Origin of the sequence: Roseococcus sp., from assembly GCF_965227005.1 — a bacterium.
Lineage (GTDB): Bacteria > Pseudomonadota > Alphaproteobacteria > Acetobacterales > Acetobacteraceae > Roseococcus.
On record NZ_CBDDFJ010000037.1, the window covers coordinates 204,238 to 222,580 of the forward strand.

17 protein-coding genes are annotated in these 18,343 nt (G+C 68.8%); 14 read left to right on the forward strand and 3 right to left on the reverse strand.

Translation table 11 applies throughout. The annotated features are described in order from the left end of the window. Nucleotides 1–16 precede the first annotated feature (16 nt). Nucleotides 17–1,148, reverse strand: a protein-coding gene (prfB, locus tag ACO057_RS20740; protein ID WP_421995038.1) for a peptide chain release factor 2 whose coding sequence is annotated in 2 segments (ribosomal slippage) — nt 17–1,078 and nt 1,080–1,148 — 1,131 coding nt in all. Because the reading frame shifts where the segments join, the coding sequence is not laid out codon by codon here. Between the two features lie 6 nt (nt 1,149–1,154). Then, nucleotides 1,155–3,602 (reverse strand): penicillin-binding protein 1A, encoded by a 2,448-nt coding sequence (locus ACO057_RS20745; RefSeq protein WP_421995040.1) that lies wholly within the window; start codon nt 3,600–3,602, stop codon nt 1,155–1,157. A 516-nt stretch (nt 3,603–4,118) separates the two neighbouring features. Here ACO057_RS20745 and ACO057_RS20750 point away from each other — a divergent pair. The 14 genes from ACO057_RS20750 (at nt 4,119) to ACO057_RS20815 (ending at nt 17,043) form a co-directional block, all read left to right on the forward strand. Beyond that, complete coding sequence (locus tag ACO057_RS20750) at nt 4,119–5,633, forward strand: ABC transporter substrate-binding protein (protein ID WP_421995042.1); 1,515 nt, start codon at nt 4,119–4,121, stop codon at nt 5,631–5,633. A 1-nt stretch (nt 5,634) separates the two neighbouring features. Next, complete coding sequence (locus tag ACO057_RS20755) at nt 5,635–6,609, forward strand: ABC transporter permease (RefSeq protein ID WP_421995044.1); 975 nt, start codon at nt 5,635–5,637, stop codon at nt 6,607–6,609. Next, the gene (locus tag ACO057_RS20760) at nt 6,606–7,529 is read left to right on the forward strand and encodes an ABC transporter permease (RefSeq protein WP_421995046.1); all 924 of its coding nucleotides are present in this window, start codon (nt 6,606–6,608) and stop codon (nt 7,527–7,529) included. The genes ACO057_RS20755 and ACO057_RS20760 overlap by 4 nt, the downstream gene beginning before the upstream one ends. Then, complete coding sequence (locus ACO057_RS20765; protein ID WP_421995048.1) at nt 7,526–8,506, forward strand: ABC transporter ATP-binding protein; 981 nt, start codon at nt 7,526–7,528, stop codon at nt 8,504–8,506. The genes ACO057_RS20760 and ACO057_RS20765 overlap by 4 nt, the downstream gene beginning before the upstream one ends. Beyond that, nucleotides 8,503–9,537, forward strand: a complete 1,035-nt coding sequence (locus tag ACO057_RS20770; RefSeq protein ID WP_421995050.1) for an ABC transporter ATP-binding protein — start codon at nt 8,503–8,505, stop codon at nt 9,535–9,537. The genes ACO057_RS20765 and ACO057_RS20770 overlap by 4 nt, the downstream gene beginning before the upstream one ends. After that, nucleotides 9,530–10,132, forward strand: coding sequence for a hypothetical protein (locus tag ACO057_RS20775; protein WP_421995052.1), 603 nt, complete (start codon nt 9,530–9,532; stop codon nt 10,130–10,132). The genes ACO057_RS20770 and ACO057_RS20775 overlap by 8 nt, the downstream gene beginning before the upstream one ends. After that, nucleotides 10,129–11,298, forward strand: coding sequence for an MFS transporter (locus ACO057_RS20780; protein ID WP_421995054.1), 1,170 nt, complete (start codon nt 10,129–10,131; stop codon nt 11,296–11,298). The genes ACO057_RS20775 and ACO057_RS20780 overlap by 4 nt, the downstream gene beginning before the upstream one ends. A 141-nt stretch (nt 11,299–11,439) precedes the next feature. Then, the gene (locus ACO057_RS20785; protein ID WP_421995056.1) at nt 11,440–12,366 is read left to right on the forward strand and encodes an SPFH domain-containing protein; all 927 of its coding nucleotides are present in this window, start codon (nt 11,440–11,442) and stop codon (nt 12,364–12,366) included. 8 nt (nt 12,367–12,374) lie between these two features. Next, nucleotides 12,375–12,797: an NfeD family protein gene (locus tag ACO057_RS20790; protein ID WP_421995058.1), complete on the forward strand. Its 423-nt coding sequence runs from the start codon at nt 12,375–12,377 to the stop codon at nt 12,795–12,797. A 44-nt stretch (nt 12,798–12,841) separates the two neighbouring features. Then, on the forward strand, nt 12,842–13,240 hold the full coding sequence (locus ACO057_RS20795; RefSeq protein ID WP_421995060.1) for a (R)-mandelonitrile lyase: 399 nt from the start codon (nt 12,842–12,844) through the stop codon (nt 13,238–13,240). A 102-nt stretch (nt 13,241–13,342) separates the two neighbouring features. Then, entirely contained in the window at nt 13,343–13,984 is a 642-nt protein-coding gene (locus ACO057_RS20800) for a TetR/AcrR family transcriptional regulator (RefSeq protein ID WP_421995062.1), read from the forward strand. Continuing rightward, on the forward strand, nt 13,981–14,928 hold the full coding sequence (locus ACO057_RS20805; RefSeq protein ID WP_421995064.1) for an HlyD family secretion protein: 948 nt from the start codon (nt 13,981–13,983) through the stop codon (nt 14,926–14,928). The genes ACO057_RS20800 and ACO057_RS20805 overlap by 4 nt, the downstream gene beginning before the upstream one ends. A 22-nt stretch (nt 14,929–14,950) precedes the next feature. Then, the gene (locus tag ACO057_RS20810; RefSeq protein WP_421995066.1) at nt 14,951–15,907 is read left to right on the forward strand and encodes an ABC transporter ATP-binding protein; all 957 of its coding nucleotides are present in this window, start codon (nt 14,951–14,953) and stop codon (nt 15,905–15,907) included. Then, on the forward strand, nt 15,904–17,043 hold the full coding sequence (locus ACO057_RS20815; protein WP_421995068.1) for an ABC transporter permease: 1,140 nt from the start codon (nt 15,904–15,906) through the stop codon (nt 17,041–17,043). The genes ACO057_RS20810 and ACO057_RS20815 overlap by 4 nt, the downstream gene beginning before the upstream one ends. Nucleotides 17,044–17,094: 51 nt before the next feature. Here the strand turns inward: ACO057_RS20815 and ACO057_RS20820 are convergent, their stop codons facing one another. Next, nucleotides 17,095–18,168, reverse strand: a complete 1,074-nt coding sequence (locus ACO057_RS20820) for an alkene reductase (RefSeq protein WP_421995070.1) — start codon at nt 18,166–18,168, stop codon at nt 17,095–17,097. Between the last annotated feature and the right edge of the window lie 175 nt (nt 18,169–18,343).

Below are 18,343 nucleotides of genomic sequence, written 5' to 3' on the forward strand. Positions count from 1 at the left end.
GCGCGGCCGCTCGGCCCTAGCGTGCGGAAGCACTCGCATCCGACCGCGTGTTGCCCACCCGCGCGGCCAGAGCGGCCGCCATGAAGTCGTCGATGTCGCCATCCAGCACGGCCGTCGGATTGCCCTTTTCCAGCCCGCTGCGGAGATCCTTCACCAGCTGATAGGGCTGCAGCACGTAGTTGCGGATCTGGTGGCCCCAGCCGATGTCGGTCTTGCCGGCCTCGATGCCGTCGCTGATGGCCTCGCGCTTGCGCAGCTCGAGCTCGTAGAGGCGCGCCTTGAGCATATCCATCGCGATGACGCGGTTGCGGTGCTGCGAGCGATCCTGCGTGGAGGCCGCGACGACGCCGGTCGGCAAGTGCGTGAAGCGCACGCCCGATTCGGTCTTGTTCACGTGCTGGCCGCCGGCGCCCGAGGCACGGAACGTGTCGGTCTTGAGGTCGGCCGGGTTGATCTCGATCTCGATCTTGTCGTCGATCACCGGATAGACATAGACGCTGGCGAAGCTGGTCTGGCGCTTGTCGTTGCCGCCGAAGGGGCTGATGCGCACGAGGCGATGCACGCCCGTCTCGGTCTTGAGCCAGCCGAAGGCGCTGGGCCCCGTGACCTGGAGCGTGGCGGATTTGATGCCCGCCTCCTCGCCCTCGGACTGCTCGGTGAGCACGACCTTGTAGCCGCGCCGCTCGGCCCAGCGCATGTACATGCGCATCAGCATCTCGGCCCAGTCCTGGGCCTCGGTGCCGCCGGCGCCGGCATTCACCTCGATATAGGCGTCGTTGTGATCGGCCTCGCCCGAAAGCAGGCTCTCGATCTCGCGGCGCTTGGCCTCGGTGGCGAAGGTGACGAGGTCGGCCACGGCGGCGTCGGCCGTATCCGCGTCGCTCTCGGCCTCGGCCATCTCGATGAGTTCGAGCGCATCCTTCACGGATTGCTCGAGCCGTTGCACGCCCTCGACCTGCTCGACGAGGCGGCCACGCTCACGCATGAGGCGCTGGGCCTCGGTGGCGTCATTCCATAGGGTCGGGTCTTCGGCCTTCGCGTTCAGTTCCGCGAGGCGAATGAGGGAAGCATCCCAGTCAAAGATGCCTCCTTAGCAGGGACACCGAAGCGGTGATCTGCTCTTGGAGCTGTAGGGCGTCTGCGCGCATGCGGGCTCAGTAAAGCCCCCCGAGCCCGCTGTCCACTCGTGCGGCGGCGGCGGCGCCCGTTCCCCCTTCGGTGGGGGCGGTTGCCGAATTCTCGGTGCCGGGGCGGAAAGCCTCGAGGATCGACTGGCCGTTATCCGTCGTGATGCGGACCAAGGCGACGCCGGGCGGCGCGCGGAAGGGCACGGCCGGGCTTCCCTGCAGCGCGGCGGCGGCCACCTCGCGGAAGATCGGCGCGGCGTTGGAGCCGCCCGTCTCGCCATTGCCCAGGCTGCGGGGGTCGTCATAGCCGACCCAGACGGCGATCACGATATCGGGCGTGAAGCCGACGAACCAGTTGTCCTTGTAGTCGTCCGTCGTGCCCGTCTTGCCGGCGACGGGGCGGTTGAGGCCGGTGGCGGCCCGCGCGCCGGTGCCGCGCTGCACCGCGCCCTGCAGCAGATTGACCATCTGGAAGGCGGCGATGGGGTCGGCGATCTGCGCGCGGTTCTCGGCGATGGCCGGCGGCGGGCCCTCGGGTCCGGCGGCGCAGCCGGCGCATTCGCGGGCCTGGCTGCGCCAGATCACGCGGCCGCGCTGATCCTGCACGCTGTCGATGAAGGTCGGCTCCACGCGGCGGCCGCCATTCACGAAGCTGGCATAGCCGGCCGCCTGGCGGAGCACCGTGGTCTCGCCCGCGCCGAGGCTCATGGAGAGGTAGCGCGGCATGTTGTCGATCACGCCGAAGCGCGCGGCCGTCTCGGCCACCCGGTCGATGCCGACCTGCTGGGCGATGCGGACCGTGACGAGGTTGAGGCTGCGCTCCAGCGCCGAGCGCATGGTGACGTAGCCGCCGCTCAGGCTGCCGCCGTAATTGCCCGGCCGCCAGACGCCCTGCGCCGTCGAGACCTCGATCGGGCCATCCAGGAAGCGCTGGTTGGGCGGAATGCCCGCCTCCAGCGCCGTGATGTAGACATAGGGCTTGAAGGACGAGCCCGGCTGCCGCTGGGCCTGGGTGGCGCGGTTGAACTGGCTGCGGTCGTAGCTCCAGCCGCCGGCCGTGGCCAGGACGCGGCCGTTGTTCGGATCGAGCGCGACGACCGCGCCCTCGACCTCGGGGATCTGGCGCAGCGCCAGGCGCTCCAGCCGCGGACCGGCGGCGGGCGCGGCGCCGCGGGCCGGGGCGGCGGCGGCCACGGGCCGGTTGGGCTCCGGCTCGACCATCACGACGTCGCCGACGGAGAGGACCTCCGAGACGCGGCGCGGCGCATTGCCGAGGCGCGTCGGCTGGCCGGGCTGCGAGGGCAGCACGGGGCGCGCCCAGGCCAGATCCTCCAGGAGGACGACGCCGGTGCGGGGCTCGGAGGGCGCACGGGCGTTGGCGCGCTCGATCCAGCCGATCCGGGCGTCGCGCTCACGGACCTCCAGCACGACGGCGTGGCGCCATTCGTTCAGCATGCCGGGCGGGCGGGGCAGGGCCTCCAGAGCGGGGAGCCAGTCGGTCGGGCCATAGGCGCTCTTGCCGAGCGCGCCGCGCCAGCCGCCGCGGCGGCGGTCATAGGCCATCAGCCCGTTGCGCAACGCGCCTTCCGTGGCCGCCTGGAGATTGGGGTCCAGGCTGGTGCGGACGACGAGGCCGCCACCCTGGGTCTGCTCCTGGCCGAAGCGCTGGATGAGCTCGCGCCGGACCTCCTCGTTGAAGTGCCCGCCGACGGCGACCATGTCGGGCCGCCGGGTCGGGCGGGCCTGGATCGGCTCGGCCTTGGCGGCGAGGGCCTCGGCCGCGGTGATGACGCGGTCGTCCAGCATGCGCTCGACCACCCAGTCGCGGCGGATGCGGGCGGCCTCGGGATAGCGCAGCGGGTTGTAGTTGTTGGGCGCCTTTGGCAGGGCGGCCAGGAAGGCCATCTCGGCGACCGAAAGCTCGTCCAGGGACTTGTTGAAATAGGCCTGGGCCGCGGCGGCGACGCCATAGGCCTGCGCGCCCAGGAAGATTTCGTTCAGATAGATCTCGAGGATGCGCGGCTTGGGCAGCGCGTCCTCGAGCCGGATGGCCAGCAGCGCCTCGCGCGCCTTGCGCAGCATGGTGCGGTCGCTGCCCACCAGCATGTTCTTCGCGACCTGCTGGGTGATGGTGGAGGCGCCGACCATGCGCCGACCGGAGCCGTATTGCTCCACATTGGTGACGACGGCGCGCAGCAGGGCGATGGGGTCCACGCCCTGGTGGCTCTCGAAATTCTGGTCCTCGGCGGCGATGAAGGCCTGCTGGAGCCGGCGAGGGATCGCCTCGATGGGCACGAAGACCCGGCGCTCGGCGGCCAGCTCGGCCATCAGGCGGCTGTCGCCGGCATAGATGCGGCTCATCTGCTGGGGCTGGTAATCGGCCAGCCAGCGATAGTCCGGGAGGTCGGATTCGAGCTTGCGGTAGAGGCCGTAGCCCGCGACCCCGGTCGCCACCACGCCGATGACGGCGATCATGAACAGGGTTCGGACGAAGCCGCCGAACAGCCGGAAGGGCGGCCGCTTCTTCGCCGCGGGTCGCTCCTTCCTCGAGGGCTTCTTCGGGGGTTCAGCTCGGGGCCGCGGTGGGATCACCGGAGCTTCGATGGGACCTTCAGTCATGGGCATGGCCGCCGTTTAGCATAGAATATGAGACAAGGCGTCGAATTGCAGAACGCATGGCAGGTGTGGGGATTTCACCGGCCTGAGGCAATTTTGCGGCGCGACGGAGGCGCCGCGCGCGATCATCACCGGCCCATCCGCATGTCGTCGGCGAATGATGAAGTGGAATATATTGTTTTAGAATGGGTACTTATAGAAGATATTGGGCCGCCCTGGATTGTGCTGCTACCTTGCTGCTACAAGCCGGCGCTCCAACGCGCCTAAATTGAGGGTTTCCACGACATGCGCCAAAGTTTACGCGTCATCGCCGCCGGCCTTCTTTGTATGGCCGCGGTTCAGGCTCCTGGTCGGGCCTCCGCCCAGACCCTGACAATGGCCGTGGGCGCCCCGGTTACAAGTCTCGACCCGCATTATCATCAGCTCTCGCCCAACAATGCGGCGGCGAGCATGATCTTCAGCCGCCTCGTCGAGACCGACGACCGCGCGCGCAACATCCCTGGCCTGGCCGAGAGCTGGCGGGTCGTGGAGCCCACCGTCTGGGAATTCAAGCTCCGGGCGGGCGTGCGCTTCCACAACGGCAGCGAATTCACCGCCGAAGACGTGGCCTTCACCCTGGCGCGCGTGCCCAATGTGCCCAACAGCCCCGCCTCCTTCACCCTCTTCGTCCGCCCCATCGTAAGGGTCGAGATCATCGACCCCCTGACCATCCGCTTCCATACGCGCACGCCCTATCCGCTGTTGCCGATGGACCTGACCAACATCTTCATCCTCGACCGCGAGACGCATGAGGGCGCCACGACCGAGCGCTTCAACAGCGGCGAGCTGGCGGTCGGCACGGGGCCCTTCCGCGTGGTGCGCCACGCCAATGGCGACCGCATCGAGCTGGAGCGCAACGACCAGTATTTCGGTGAGCGCCCCGCCTATCAGCGCGTGAACTACCGCATGATCACCAACGACGCCGCCCGCACCGCCGCCCTTCTGGCCGGCGACGTGGACGTGATCGACCAGGTGCCCACCGCCGACCTCGCCCGCGTGCGCCGCGACGCCCGCCTTTCGCTCTATGAGACGACCGGCCTGCGGCTGATCTTCCTCTCGCTCGATCATTCGCGCGAGGACGCGACCCCCTTCGTCACCGACAATGACGGTCGCCCGATCGCCCGCAATCCCCTGAAGGATCTCCGGGTCCGCCAGGCGCTCTCCATGGCGATCGACCGCGCGAGCATGGTCGAGCGCGTGATGGAAGGCGCGGCCACGCCGACCGGCCAGTTCCTCGCCGAGGGCGTGACCAGCCATATCCCCGGCTTCCCCGTTCCCCGCTTCGATGCCGAAGGCGCCCGCCGCCTGCTGGCCGAGGCCGGCTTCCCCAACGGCTTCCGCATCACGCTGCACGGCCCGAACGACCGCTATCCGAACGACGGGCGCATCATCCAGGCCGTGGGCCAGATGTGGACGCGCGTGGGCATCCGCACCTCCGTCGACGCGCAGACCTGGACGACCTTCATCGGCCGCGCCAGCCGGGCCGAGCTCTCCGCCTTCCTGGTGGGTTGGGGCATGAACCCCGACGGCAGCCACCCGCTGCGCAACCTGATCGCCTGCCCGAATCGCGACACCGGACTGGGCGCTTCCAACCGCGGCCGCTATTGCAATCCGGCCCTGGACCGCGGCCTGGAGGAATCCTCGCAGATCCTCGACGAGACGGTGCGCCAGCAACGGCTGATCGAGCTGGAGCGCATGGCGCTGGACGACGTTGCGCTCATCCCGCTTCACATCCAGACCAACATCTGGGCGACCCGCCGCGGCTTCGTGGTGACGCCGCGCGCCGACGAGCTCACCCGGGCGCAGGACGTTCGTCCCGCGTCTCCCCCCACTCCTGCCGTGGCCCGTTAATATGACCGTATATCTCCTGCGGCGCCTGCTGCAGGCCTTCTTCGTCATGCTCGCTATGAGCGTCATCGTCTTCGTCGGCGTCTATGCCATCGGCGACCCGGTCGAGATCCTCATCTCGCCCGACGCCGACCAGATGGAACGCGAGCGCGCCATCAAGGCGCTCGGCCTCGACCTGCCGCTGTGGCAGCAATACCTGACCTTCCTCTTCCGGGCGTTGCAGGGCGATCTCGGCCGCAGCTTCGTCTTCAACGAGCCGGCCTTGCAGCTCATCCTGCAGAAGATGCCCGCGACGCTGGAACTCGCCATCGGCGCGACGGTGATGGCGCTGCTGATCGGTCTGCCGCTCGGCCTCTATGCCGGGCTCAAGCCGGACAGCACGGGCTCGAAGGCGATCATGGCGGGGAGCATCCTGGGCTTCTCGCTGCCGACCTTCTGGGTCGGGCTGATGCTCATCATGGTCTTCGCGGTGCAGCTGGGCTGGCTGCCCAGCACCGGGCGCGGCGAGACGGCGGAGTTCCTCGGCCTGCGGTGGTCCTTCCTCACGCGGGATGGGCTGGCGCATCTTGCGATGCCCGCGATCAACCTCTCGCTGTTCAAGATCAGTCTCGTGATCCGGCTCACCCGATCGGGCGTGCGGGAGACGATGCTCATGGACTACGTGAAATTCGCGCGCGCCAAAGGTCTGTCGCCAAGACGCGTGACCTATGTGCACGTCTTCAAGAACATCCTGATTCCGGTCGTGACCGTGGTGGGCCTCGAGCTCGGCTCCACCATCGCCTTCTCCGTCGTGACGGAGAGCGTCTTCGCCTGGCCGGGGATGGGCAAGCTCATCATCGACAGCATCAACGTGCTCGATCGCCCGGTGATCGTGGCCTATCTGATGATCATCGTGATGATGTTCATCATCATCAATCTTGCCGTGGATCTGCTCTATTCGACGCTCGATCCGCGCGTCCGGCTGGAGGGCAAGTCGTGAGCGACATCACCGCAAACGAAGTCCCCGTGGCCGAGAAAGTGGTGAAGGAGGAGACGCCCTTCCGGCGCTTCCTCTCCGAATTCTTCGCCAGCAAGATCGCCGCCGGCGGACTGATCGTCTTTGGCATCATCGCGATCCTGGCCATCCTGGCCCCCTGGATCACGCCGCAGAATCCCTACGACCTCGCGCAGCTCGACATCATGGACGGCAGGCTGGAGCCGGGCAGCGTCGGCGGCTCGGGCATGACCCACTGGCTCGGCACGGACGACCAGGGCCGCGACATGCTCTCGGGCATCATCTACGGCCTGCGCATCTCGCTGACGGTGGGCGTCGGCTCGGCCTTCATCGCGAGCCTCGTCGGCGCCTCGCTCGGGCTGCTCGCGGCCTATGGCGGCGGGCGCACCGACAGCCTGATCATGCGCCTCGTCGACCTGCAGCTGTCCTTCCCGACCATCCTCGCCGCGTTGATGATCCTGGCCTTCCTGGGCAAGGGCGTCGGCAACGTGGTGATCGCGCTGGTCTTCGTGGAATGGGCCTATTACGCGCGCACCGTGCGCGGCTCGGCCCTGGTCGAGCGGCGGCGCGAATACATCGAGGCGGCGCAGTGCCTGGCGCTGCCCACGCGGCGCATCCTGTTCCGGCATCTCCTGCCGAACTGCCTGCCCCCGCTGATCGTCGTCGGCACCATCCAGGTGGCCCGCGCCATCGCGCTGGAGGCGACGCTCTCCTTCCTCGGCCTCGGCGTGCCGATCACCGAGCCCTCGCTCGGCCTGCTGATCGCGAACGGCTACGAGTACATGCTGAGCGGCAAGTACTGGATCAGCTTCTATCCGGGCATCGCCCTGCTGGTGACGATCGTGAGCATCAACCTGATGGGCGACCATCTTCGTGACGTTTTGAACCCGAGGTTGAAGAAGTGAGTGTAGCGACCCTCGAAGTCCGGAATCTCCAGACGCATTTCTTCACCCGTGCGGGTGTCGTGAAGGCGGTGGACGGCGTGAGCTTCACCGTCGGCCGCGGCAAGGTCATGGGCCTGGTCGGCGAGTCCGGCTCGGGCAAGACGGTGACGGGTTTCTCCATCATCGGCCTTGTGGACGAGCCGGGGCGCGTCGTGGGCGGGGAGATCCTGTTCCACGGTCAGAACCTCGCGCGGCTCAGCGAGGAGGAGATGCGCCAGCTGCGCGGCAACCGCATCGCCATGATCTTCCAGGATCCGATGATGACGCTGAACCCGGTGCTCCGGGTCGACACGCAGATGATCGAGACCGTCCTGGCGCACACCAAGGTCTCGAAGGACGAGGCGCGCCAGCGCTGCCGCGACGCGCTGGGCATGGTGGGCATCCCCTCTCCGGAGGAGCGGCTGAAGTCCTATCCGCACCAGTTCTCGGGCGGCATGCGCCAGCGCGTGGCCATCGCCATCGCGCTGCTGCACCGGCCCGAGCTCATCATCGCCGATGAGCCGACCACCGCGCTCGACGTCACCATCCAGGGCCAGATCCTGGCCGAGGTGCAGAAGCTCGCGGTCAATACGGGCACGAGCCTCATCTGGATCACGCATGACCTCTCGGTGGTGGCCGGCCTCGCCGACGACATCGCGGTCATGTATGCCGGCAAGGTCGTCGAGGATGGGCCGGTCTCCGAGGTCCTGGACACGCCGCTGCATCCCTACACGCACGGCCTCATCGGCTCCGTGCCGAGCCGGAACAAGCGCGGCGAGCCGTTGCGGCAGATCCCGGGCATGACGCCCTCGCTGCTCAAGCTGCCGCCCGGCTGCTCCTTCCGCAGCCGCTGCGAGCGGGCCACGGCGGAATGCGCCGCGCCCATCGAATTGATGGAACTGATCCCCGGTCGTCACGCGCGCTGCATCCACCCGCACATGGAGACGGTGGCGGCATGAGCGCGACGATGGAACACAAGCACGATGCCGGCGCCAAGCCGGAAAAGCCGATCATCGAGCTGATCGGCATCAGCAAGCGCTTCGAGAAGCGGCTCGATTTCATCGGCAAGCTCGCCCAGAAGCTGGGTGCGCCGATCCGCGAGGAAATCGTCCACGCTGTCGACAATGTGAACCTCACCATCCGCAAGGGTGAGGTGGTCGGTCTTGTCGGCGAGTCCGGCTGCGGCAAGTCCACGCTGGGCCGCGTCGTCGCGGGCATCATGCCGCCTTCGGACGGCCAGGTGCTGTGGCGTGGGCGGGACATCGCCTCGCTGCACGGCGCCGAGGCCAAGGAAGCCAAGCTGCGCGCGCAGATGATCTTCCAGGATCCCTATGCCTCGCTGAATCCGCGCATGAAGGTGCAGGACATCGTGGGCGAGGCGCCGCTGGTCCATGGCATGACCACGCGCGGCAAGTTCGACAGCTATGTGGACGAGCAGCTTCGCCGCGCCGGCCTCGATCCCACGCTGAAGAAGCGCTACCCGCACCAGTTCTCGGGCGGACAGCGCCAGCGCATCGGCATCGCCCGGGCGCTGGCGGTGCAGCCGGAATTCCTGGTCTGCGACGAATCGGTGGCGGCGCTGGACGTCTCCATCCAGGCGCAGATCCTGAACCTGTTCATGCAGCTGCGCTCCGAGCTGGACCTCACCTACCTCTTCATCAGCCATGATCTCGGCGTGGTGGAGCATCTCTCGGACCGCGTCGTGATCATGTATCTTGGCCGCGTCGTGGAGCAGGCGCCGTCGGAAGAGATCTTCGCGCGGGCGAACCACCCCTATACGGTGTCGCTGCTGGCCTCGGTGCCGCGGATCGAGGCGCGGAAGCGGGCCTTCGCGACGGTGAAGGGCGAGATTCCCTCGCCGCTGAACCCGCCGCCGGGATGCCACTTCCACCCGCGCTGCCCGCACGCCATGCCGCGCTGCAGCGTGGAGGTGCCGGTGCTGAAGGAGATCGCCCCCGGGCATCTGAGCGCTTGCCATCTGAATGGGTGAGGTGATGGCGGCCGTGCCGCCTTACTTCGCGCAATGGGCCTCGGCGGAATTGGTGCCCGAGTTCCTCGAAGGCCGCCTTGCCGCGACCGACCCGCTCTGGGCCGAGAGCGGCGCGGCGGACCTGGCCGAATACGCCCGCTGGGCGCGCCATCTCTGCGGGATGGCCTGCCTGCGGATGGCCATGGCGTCGCGCGGCCAGGCGCACAGCATTCATGCCCTGCGCCGCGAGGTTCAGGCGCTGGGCGGCTATATCGACCAGGGCGGCGACGACATCATCGGGCTGATCTATGCCGGCGCGGTGCAATGGCTGAACGCCCGCGGCATCGCGGCGCGCATCGTGCTCGACGAGCCTCGGCCGGAACTGGCGCCCGGCGAGCTCTACCTCGCTTCCGTCCATCCGCGCATCCGCACGCCGGAACTCGATCCGCCGCACAAGGGCGGGCATCTCGTGCTCGTCTTCGGCAAGGACGAGCAGGGGCGGCTGCGCTTCCACAATCCCTCGGGCCATAGCGACGAAACCCGGCGCGACGTGCGAATAAGTCCGGACGAGTTCTCGCGCTTCCACGCGGAACGGGGCATCCTTCTGCCATTGTGAACCCTTCCTCCGACCGCCGCCTGATCTGGGGTATCGCCCTGACCCAGTTCATCGGCTGGGGGACCCTATTTCTTCCCTTCGCGCTGGTGCTCCAGCCCATGGAAGCCGAGCTGGGCTGGAGCCGCGGGGAGCTCAACGGCGCGCTCACCATCGGCCTGCTGGCCTCGGGTCTGCTGGGCATTCCGGTTGGGCATTGGGTGGACCGGCAAGGCGGATTCCTGCCGCTGACCCTGGGCGCGCTTCTGGGCGCGGCGGTGCTGGTCGGCTGGGCGATGGTGGACCGGCTCTGGGTCTTCTACCTGCTCTGGATCGCGATGGGCTGCGCGCATGCCACCGCGCTCTGGGCGCCGGCCATGGCCATGGTGGTCGCGCTGGCGCGGCATCCGGCCAAGGCGATCACGGGCGTCACCTTCATCACGGGCCTCACGGCGACCTTCTTCGTGCCGCTGATCGCGATGCTGGTGGAGCGCGAGGGATGGCGCGTCGCGCTGCTCGTCATGGCCGCGATCCAGCTGATCCCTGCCGCCATCGCGTGGATGGAGTTCCGCGGCTCGGTGGCGCCCCCGCCCGCTCTGGTCGTCCACGGTGGCGAGGCGCTGCGGCGGGCGCTGCGCCGCCCGGCCTTCTGGGGGCTGGCGCTCTGCTTCGCGGCGCATGCCTTCATCGGGGTGGGGCTGGGCACGCATCTGGTGCCGCTGCTGCGCGAGCACGGCCTGCCGGAGGCGAGTGTGCTTCTGTTGGTGGCCCTGCACGGGCCGACCCAGGTGGCGGCGCGCGCGGGGCTGTACTTCGCCGGGACGCGCGCCTCGATGCGGGCGGTGGGGATCATCGCCGCGCCGCTGCTGGTGGTCTCGATGATCTGGCTCGGCTTCGCGCCGCCGGATGTGGTCTGGCTGTTGCCCTTCGTCTTCTGCTGGGCGGTGGCGGACGGGCTGATGACCATCGTGCGCGCCGCCGGCACGGCCGAGATCCTGGGACGCGAGGGCTATGGCGCCGTCACCGGCGCGCTCTCGATGATCGGGGTGCTGCCGCGCACGGCCGCGCCCTTCGCCCTCGCCCTGGTCTGGGAGGCGGGCGGCGGCTACGGCGCCGTGCCCTGGCTGCTCGCCGGCGTCGCCGCGCTCGGGGCGGGGGCGTTTTTGCTCGCGGTGCGGGACCGGGGGTAGAGCATGATCGCCGCAGGTGTGGCCCATGCTCTCGAAACGGATCGTTCTGGCCGTCGCTTCCGGCGATCCCCGAAAAGCCTCTCGTCCTGGCTCCCGGCGGAACTATATGTACAGTCAATCAACCGGGTGGAGCAGCGCCGTATGGAATTCGTGCTACTGGCGATCGTCGTCATCGCGGTCATCGCCATCTTCCAGGGCGTGCGCACGGTGCCGCAGGGCCATATCTGGACCGTCGAGCGCTTCGGGCGCTTCACCCGAACGCTGGATCCGGGCCTCAACCTGATCATTCCGGTCATCGACCGCATCGGTCATCGCATCAGCATCCAGGAGACCGTGCTCGACATCCCCGAGCAGGCGGTCATCACCAAGGACAACGCCGCCGTGCTGGTGGACGGCATCGTCTATTACCGCGTCATGGACGTGGTGAAGGCGGCCTACCAGGTGGCGCAGCTGGGCAAGGCCCTGGAGGCGCTGGCCATGACCAACCTGCGCAGCGTCATCGGCTCCATGACCTTCGACGAGACGCTGAGCAAGCGCGAGGAAATCTCGCACCAGCTCATGGCGGTGCTGGATGCTGCGACCGATCCCTGGGGCGTGAAGGTGACGCGCGTGGAGCTCCGCAAGGTCGAGCCGCCGGCGAATCTCATCGAGGCGATGAACATGCAGATGACCGCCGAGCGCCGCCGCCGCGCCGTGGTCATGGAGGCCGACGGCAAGCGCGAGGCGCAGGTGCTCGAGGCCCGTGGCCGCATGGAGGCGGCCGAGATGGATGCCCGCGCCCGTGAGCGCCTGGCCGAGGCGGAAGCGAAGGCCGTCGAGGTCGTGGCCAGGGCCGGCGAGGGCACCGGCGGCGCCGCGCTGAACTACTTCATCGCGGACAAGTACATGGCGGCGCTGCGCGGCTTGGCCTCGAACCCCTCGACCAAGACGCTGATCATCCCGATGGAATCCGCCTCGATGGCGGGCGGCATCGCGCAGGTGATGGCCTCGCTCTCGGCCGTCGGCGCGTCGCCGGCCCCGCCCACGCCGCCAACCTCCGTGCCGGTCGGGCCCTTCGGTCCCCGATGAATCACGGCATGGGCTGGGCGGTCCTCGCCGTCATCGCGCTGGTCCTGATGGGGCTGGAGATGCTGCTGCCCTTCACCGTCTTCCTCTGGATGGGGGTGGGCGCCGCCCTGGCCTCGCTGGCCTCCTTCCTGCACTTCGGTTGGGGCGCGCAGGTGCTGATGTTCCTGATCGGCTGCTCGGGCAGCCTGGGCATCTGGTATCTCCATCGCAGCTTCCGCCAGGAGCGCGGCGACGTGTCCCGGCCGGATGCGGTGCTGCGGGGGCTGCGAGGCATCGCGCTCGGCGATATCGCGCCGGTCGGCCGGGTGCAGGTGGCGGATGGGAGCTGGGCGGCGCGCTCGCGCGGCGGGGCGATTCCGAACGGGGCGACGATTGTCGTCGTCGGGCACGAGGGATCCACGCTCATCGTGGACCGGCCGGACGCGGCGTAACCATCGGGGGCAAGGCTCCTCGCGCATCAACGGGAACGAGACAGATGGACATCAAACGCGCCGGCGCCGAGCCGTCCACGCAAGGCAATCCGGCCTGGTTCACCGGGCGGGTCCGCGTCGATCCGCTCTTCAGCGCGCCCGATCCCGCGCGGGCGAGCGGGGCGCTGGTCACCTTCGAGCCGGGCGCGCGCACGGCCTGGCACACCCACCCCTTCGGCCAGACGATCATCATCACCACCGGCAGCGGCTGGGCCCAGCGCGAGGGCGGCCCGGTCGAGGCCATCCGCCCCGGCGACGTGGTCTGGTTTCCGCCGGGCGAGAAGCACTGGCACGGCGCGACCGCGACGACGGCCATGAGTCACATCGCCATCCAGGAGCGGCTCGGCGCCTCGCCTGTGGAGTGGATGGAGCAGGTGACGGAGGCGCAGTACCTCGGCGGGTAGAACGGAGGACCGAAGGCGGCATCGGATCCCACGGCCGAGTGGACATGGATTTCTTGTCCCGGGCCTGGCAACGCCTTAAATGACTGACCGTTAGGTCAGTAAATGAAGACCACACCACCCCCTACCCGCGCGCGTCGCAAGGCCGACCGCCCCGGCGAGCTTCTCGAAGCCGCGCTGGATACCTTCGTCGCGAAGGGCTTCTCCGCCGCGCGCATGGAGGACATCGCCGCGCGGGCCGGCGTCTCCAAGGGCACGATCTACCTCTATTATCCCTCCAAGGAGGCGATTTTCGAGGCGCTGGTCCGGCGCGACATCATCCCCCGCGTGGAAGCGGCCGAGGCGATGCTCGCGGCCTCCGGCGCGGCGCCCGAGCTCCAGCTCCGCCACCTGCTGGAGTTTATGGGCAAGGCCACCGCCGACCCGCGTGTGGCCGCCGTGCCCAAGCTGGTCCTGGCCGAAGCCGGGAACTTCCCGGAGATGGCCCGCTTCTACCGGCGCGAGGTGGTGGGGCGCGGCCTCGCGCTGATCGAGGGCATCCTCCGGCGGGGCATGGAATCCGGTGCGTTCCGTCCGTTGGACACCCGCGCCACCGCCCGCCTCTTCGTGGCGCCCATCATTCTCTCGGCCCTCTGGCAGACCAGCTTCGCCCCGATCGAGGACGCCCCGGAGCCGCCCGGTCCCATGCTCGCTTTGCACCTCGACCTGTTTCTGGGCGCCCTCCGCGCCGAAGGAGCCTCCCGATGACGCGCCTCCTCGCGGCCCTGCTGCTCGCGCTGTCGCTGGCCGCCTGCAACGACGACGCGGACGCCGGCTACCAGGGCTATATGGAGGGCGAATACCTCCGCATTGCCGCGCCCGAGGGCGGGTGGATCCAGACCATCGCCGTGGCCCGCGGCGCGCGCATCGCGGCCGGCGCGCCGCTCTTCGCGCTGGACCCTGTGCGGGAGCGCGCCGCCGTCGCCCAGGCCGAGGCCGACCTCGCCAAGGCGCGGAGCGACCTGGCCGACATGCGCCTCGGCGCGCGGCCGGAAGAGATCGCCTCCATCGAGGCGCAGATCGTCCAGGCCGAGGCGAACAGCCACCTCGCCGACCTCTCGCTGGCGCGTCAGGCGGAACTGGTCCGGACCCGCTCCACGCCCCAGGCCCAGCTGGACCAGGCGCAGGCCACGCAGCAGCAGACGCTGGCCCAGGTGGCGCAGATGCGCGCGCAGCTTGCGACGGCGCGGCTCGCTGCCCGCCCGGACCGCATCCAGTCGGCCGAGGCGACGGTGGAGTCCACTCGCCATGCGCTGGAGCAGGCGCAATGGCGGCTCGCCCAGCGCCAGGTCGCGAGCCCGGCCGCCGGGCTGGTGGACGACGTGGTGCGCCGCCCCGGCGAATGGGTGCCCGCGAACGGTGTGGTGGTGAGCCTGCTGCCGCCCGCCAATATCCGCGCCGTCTTCTTCGTGCCCGACCCGCGTCGCGCCGATTTCCGACCCGGGCAGCGCATCGCCGTCACCTGCACCGGCTGCCCACCGGGACTCATCGCGCGCGTCAGCCGTGTCGCCAGCGAGGTGGAGTTCACGCCGCCCGTCATCTTCAGCCGGGAGACGCGAGCCAAGCTCGTCTTCCGCATCGAGGCGCTGATGGAGCCGGCAGAGGGCAACCCGCTTCCCGGCCAGCCCATCACCGCGCGGATCGCGCCGTGACGGCGCCGGGGCGGATCGCGCCATGAACGACGCCGCCGAACAGCCCGTCATCTCGGTGAAGGGGCTGACCAAGCGCTACGGCAAGCGCACGGTCGTGGACCACTTCTCGCTCGATGTGATGCGTGGGCAGATCTACGGCTTCCTCGGCCCCAATGGCAGCGGCAAGACCACGACCATCCGCATGCTTTGCGGGTTGCTGGTGCCTGATGAGGGGGAGGGGACCTGCCTCGGCCACGACATCCGCACCGAGAGCTGGGCCATCAAGCAGCGCGTCGGCTACATGACGCAGCGATTCAGTTTCTATGAAGACCTGACCATCGCGGAGAACCTGGACTTCGTGGCCCGGCTCTACAGCCTGCCGGATCGGCGGAAGAAGGTGACCGGCGCGCTGGAACGCCTCGGCCTCGCGGACCGGAAGAACCAGCTGGCGGGCTCGCTCTCGGGCGGGTGGAAGCAGCGCCTCGCGCTCGCCGCCTGCATCCTGCACGAGCCCGATCTGCTGCTGCTCGACGAGCCCACCGCCGGCGTGGACCCCAAGGCCCGCCGCGCCTTCTGGGACGAGATCCACGAGCTCGCGGCCGGCGGCATGACCGTGCTGGTCAGCACCCACTACATGGACGAGGCGGAGCGTTGCCACCGCATCGCCTATCTCGCCTATGGCAAGCTCATGGCCGACGGCACGGTGGAGGAGGTGGTGAAGGGCGCGGGCCTCTCCACCTGGCACGTCTCCGGCCCGCCGCGCCGCATCGCGACCCTGGCGCACGACCTCGCCGGCAAAGAGGGTGTGGAGATGGTGGCGCCCTTCGGCGCGACGTTGCATGTCAGCGGCTCGGACGGCGGAAAACTCGACGCCGCCGTCGCGGCCTACAAGGACGAGGCGGGGCTGGAATGGAGCCGGAGCGAGCCTTCGCTCGAGGATGCCTTCATCCATCTGATGGACCAGTCGCAGGATAATTTCGCGCCGGAGAAGCGGGGATGAGCGTGCCGCGCGTCTCGCTGGCCCGCATGGGCGCGATGATCCTGAAGGAGTTCATCCAGATGAAGCGGGACCGGCTGACCTTCGCCATGATGGTCGGCATTCCCATCATACAGCTCATGCTCTTCGGTTACGCGATCAACGCCGATCCGCGCCAGTTGCCGACCGCCGTGCTGGGCTACGAGAACGGCCCGGCCAGCCGCGCCATCGTCGCCGCACTGCAGAACAGCACCTATTTCCGTATCACCGTTCTCGCCCGCGACGTGGCCGAGGTGGACCGGCTGCTCGATCGCGGCCAGGTGCAATTCGCCGTCGAGATTCCCACCACCTTCGATCGCGACTTTCTCCGAGGGGAACGACCCGCGCTGCTGATCATGGCCGATGCCACGGATCCGGCGGCGACGGGACCTTCCGTCGGTGCGCTTCAACTCATCGTGGACAACGCGCTGGCGCCGCTGCTGACCGGCACGCTGTCCGGCCTCGCGCCTGGGGCCTCGGCAGCGGAGGTGCGCGTCCACCGCCGCTACAACCCTGAAGGGCTCACGCAGTACAACATCGTGCCTGGGTTGATGGGCACCATCCTGACCATGACGATGATTATCATGACGGCGCTGGCCATGACGCGCGAGCGCGAGCGCGGAACCATGGAGAACCTGCTCGCCATGCCGGTGCGGCCGATCGAGGTGATGGTGGGCAAGCTGACGCCCTTCATCGCGGTGGGCATGGTGCAGGTGGGCGTGATCCTGACGGCGGCCCGGCTCTTGTTTCACGTGCCGATGATGGGCAATCCGGCGGTGCTGGGGGCGGGGTTGCTGGTCTTCATCATCGCGAACCTGGCGGTGGGATTCCTGTTCTCGACGGTCGCGAAGAACCAGCTCCAGGCGATGCAGATGAGCTTCTTCTTCTTCCTGCCCTCGATCCTGATGTCCGGCTTCATGTTTCCCTTCCGGGGCATGCCGGGTTGGGCGCAGGTGATCGGCGAAGCGCTGCCGCTGACGCATTTTCTGCGCGTCGTGCGCGGGGTGATGCTGAAGGGGATCGGGATCGCGGACGCCTGGACGGATATCTGGCCGATGCTGGCGTTTCTGCTGGCGGTGTCGGTGCTGGCGATGCTGCGATACCGCCAGACGCTGGATTAATACAGACGCCGGTCGGCCGCCTCGCGGGTGGCCCGCGAGGCGGCCCGGGCGTCAGGCGATCTTCGCGAGGGACATGGTCGGGTAATCATTATACCCTGTCGCATCGGCGCTGTAGATCGTTTCGGCCACCACCGTGTTCAGCGGCGCATTCTGCCGGAAGCGCTCCACCAGATCCGGATTGGCGATGAACAGCCGGCCGAAGGACGCGGCATCGGCCGTGCCGCTCGCGATCGCCGCCTCGGCCGTCTGTCGCGTCAGCCCTTCATTGACGATATAGGCGCCGCGGAACTTCGCGCGCACCATGGGCCCGAGCGCGGCGTCCCCACGATCCAGAGCCTCGCGCCCGAAGATGAAGGCCAGATTCCGCGCATCGAGCTGCTCGGCGACATAGGCGAAGAGCGCGCGCGGATCGCTGTCCGACATCGAGTGGGAGCTGGACATCAGGTTCAGGTGCACGCCCACGCGATCTGCCGGCCAGACGGTGAGGATGGCGTCGATGGCCTCGAGCAGGAAGCGCGCCCGGTTCTCGATCGAGCCGCCGTAATTGTCGCCCCGCTGGTTTGATCCGTCATGGAGGAACTGGTCGAAGAGATAGCCATTGGCCGCGTGCAGCTCCACGCCGTCGAAGCCGGCGCGCCTGGCGTTCTCCGCGCCCTTGCGGACGTCCTCGACGATGCCGGGAAGCTCGGCCGTCTCCAGCGCGCGGGGCACGGGGAAGGGACGCTTGGGGCGCAGCGCGCTGACATGGCCCTCGGCCGCGATGGCGCTGGGCGCGACCGGCGGCTGCCCGTCGTGGAAGCTCGGGTCCGAGATCCGCCCGACATGCCAGAGCTGCGCGACGATGCGCCCGCCCGCCGCGTGCACGGCCGCGTTCACCTCGGTCCAGCCCTGGACGTGCTGCTCGGACCACAGGCCCGGCGTGTTCGGATAGCCCACGCCCTGCGGGCTGACCGACGTCGCCTCGGTGAGGATGAGACCGGCGCTCGCGCGCTGGACGTAGTGTTCGAGAATCATCGGCCCGGGGATGCGCTGGTCGAAGGCGCGCATGCGGGTCAGCGGCGCCATGACGACGCGGTTGGGCATGTCGAAGGCGCCGATCCGGATGGGATCGAGGAGGGTGGGCATTCTGGGGCTCCGTGAGGAAAGTCGGGACGTTCAGCCGTACCAGGGAGGCGTCGGGCTCAGCGCGATGTCCCGCACCCCCCAAGCCGCTTCCCGAGGCCAGCAGGTGGAGCCGATGTCCGAAATGGCAAGGACCGCGCCCCAGGCGCCTGTTCCGCCCCGGCCGTCACGGCCTTCC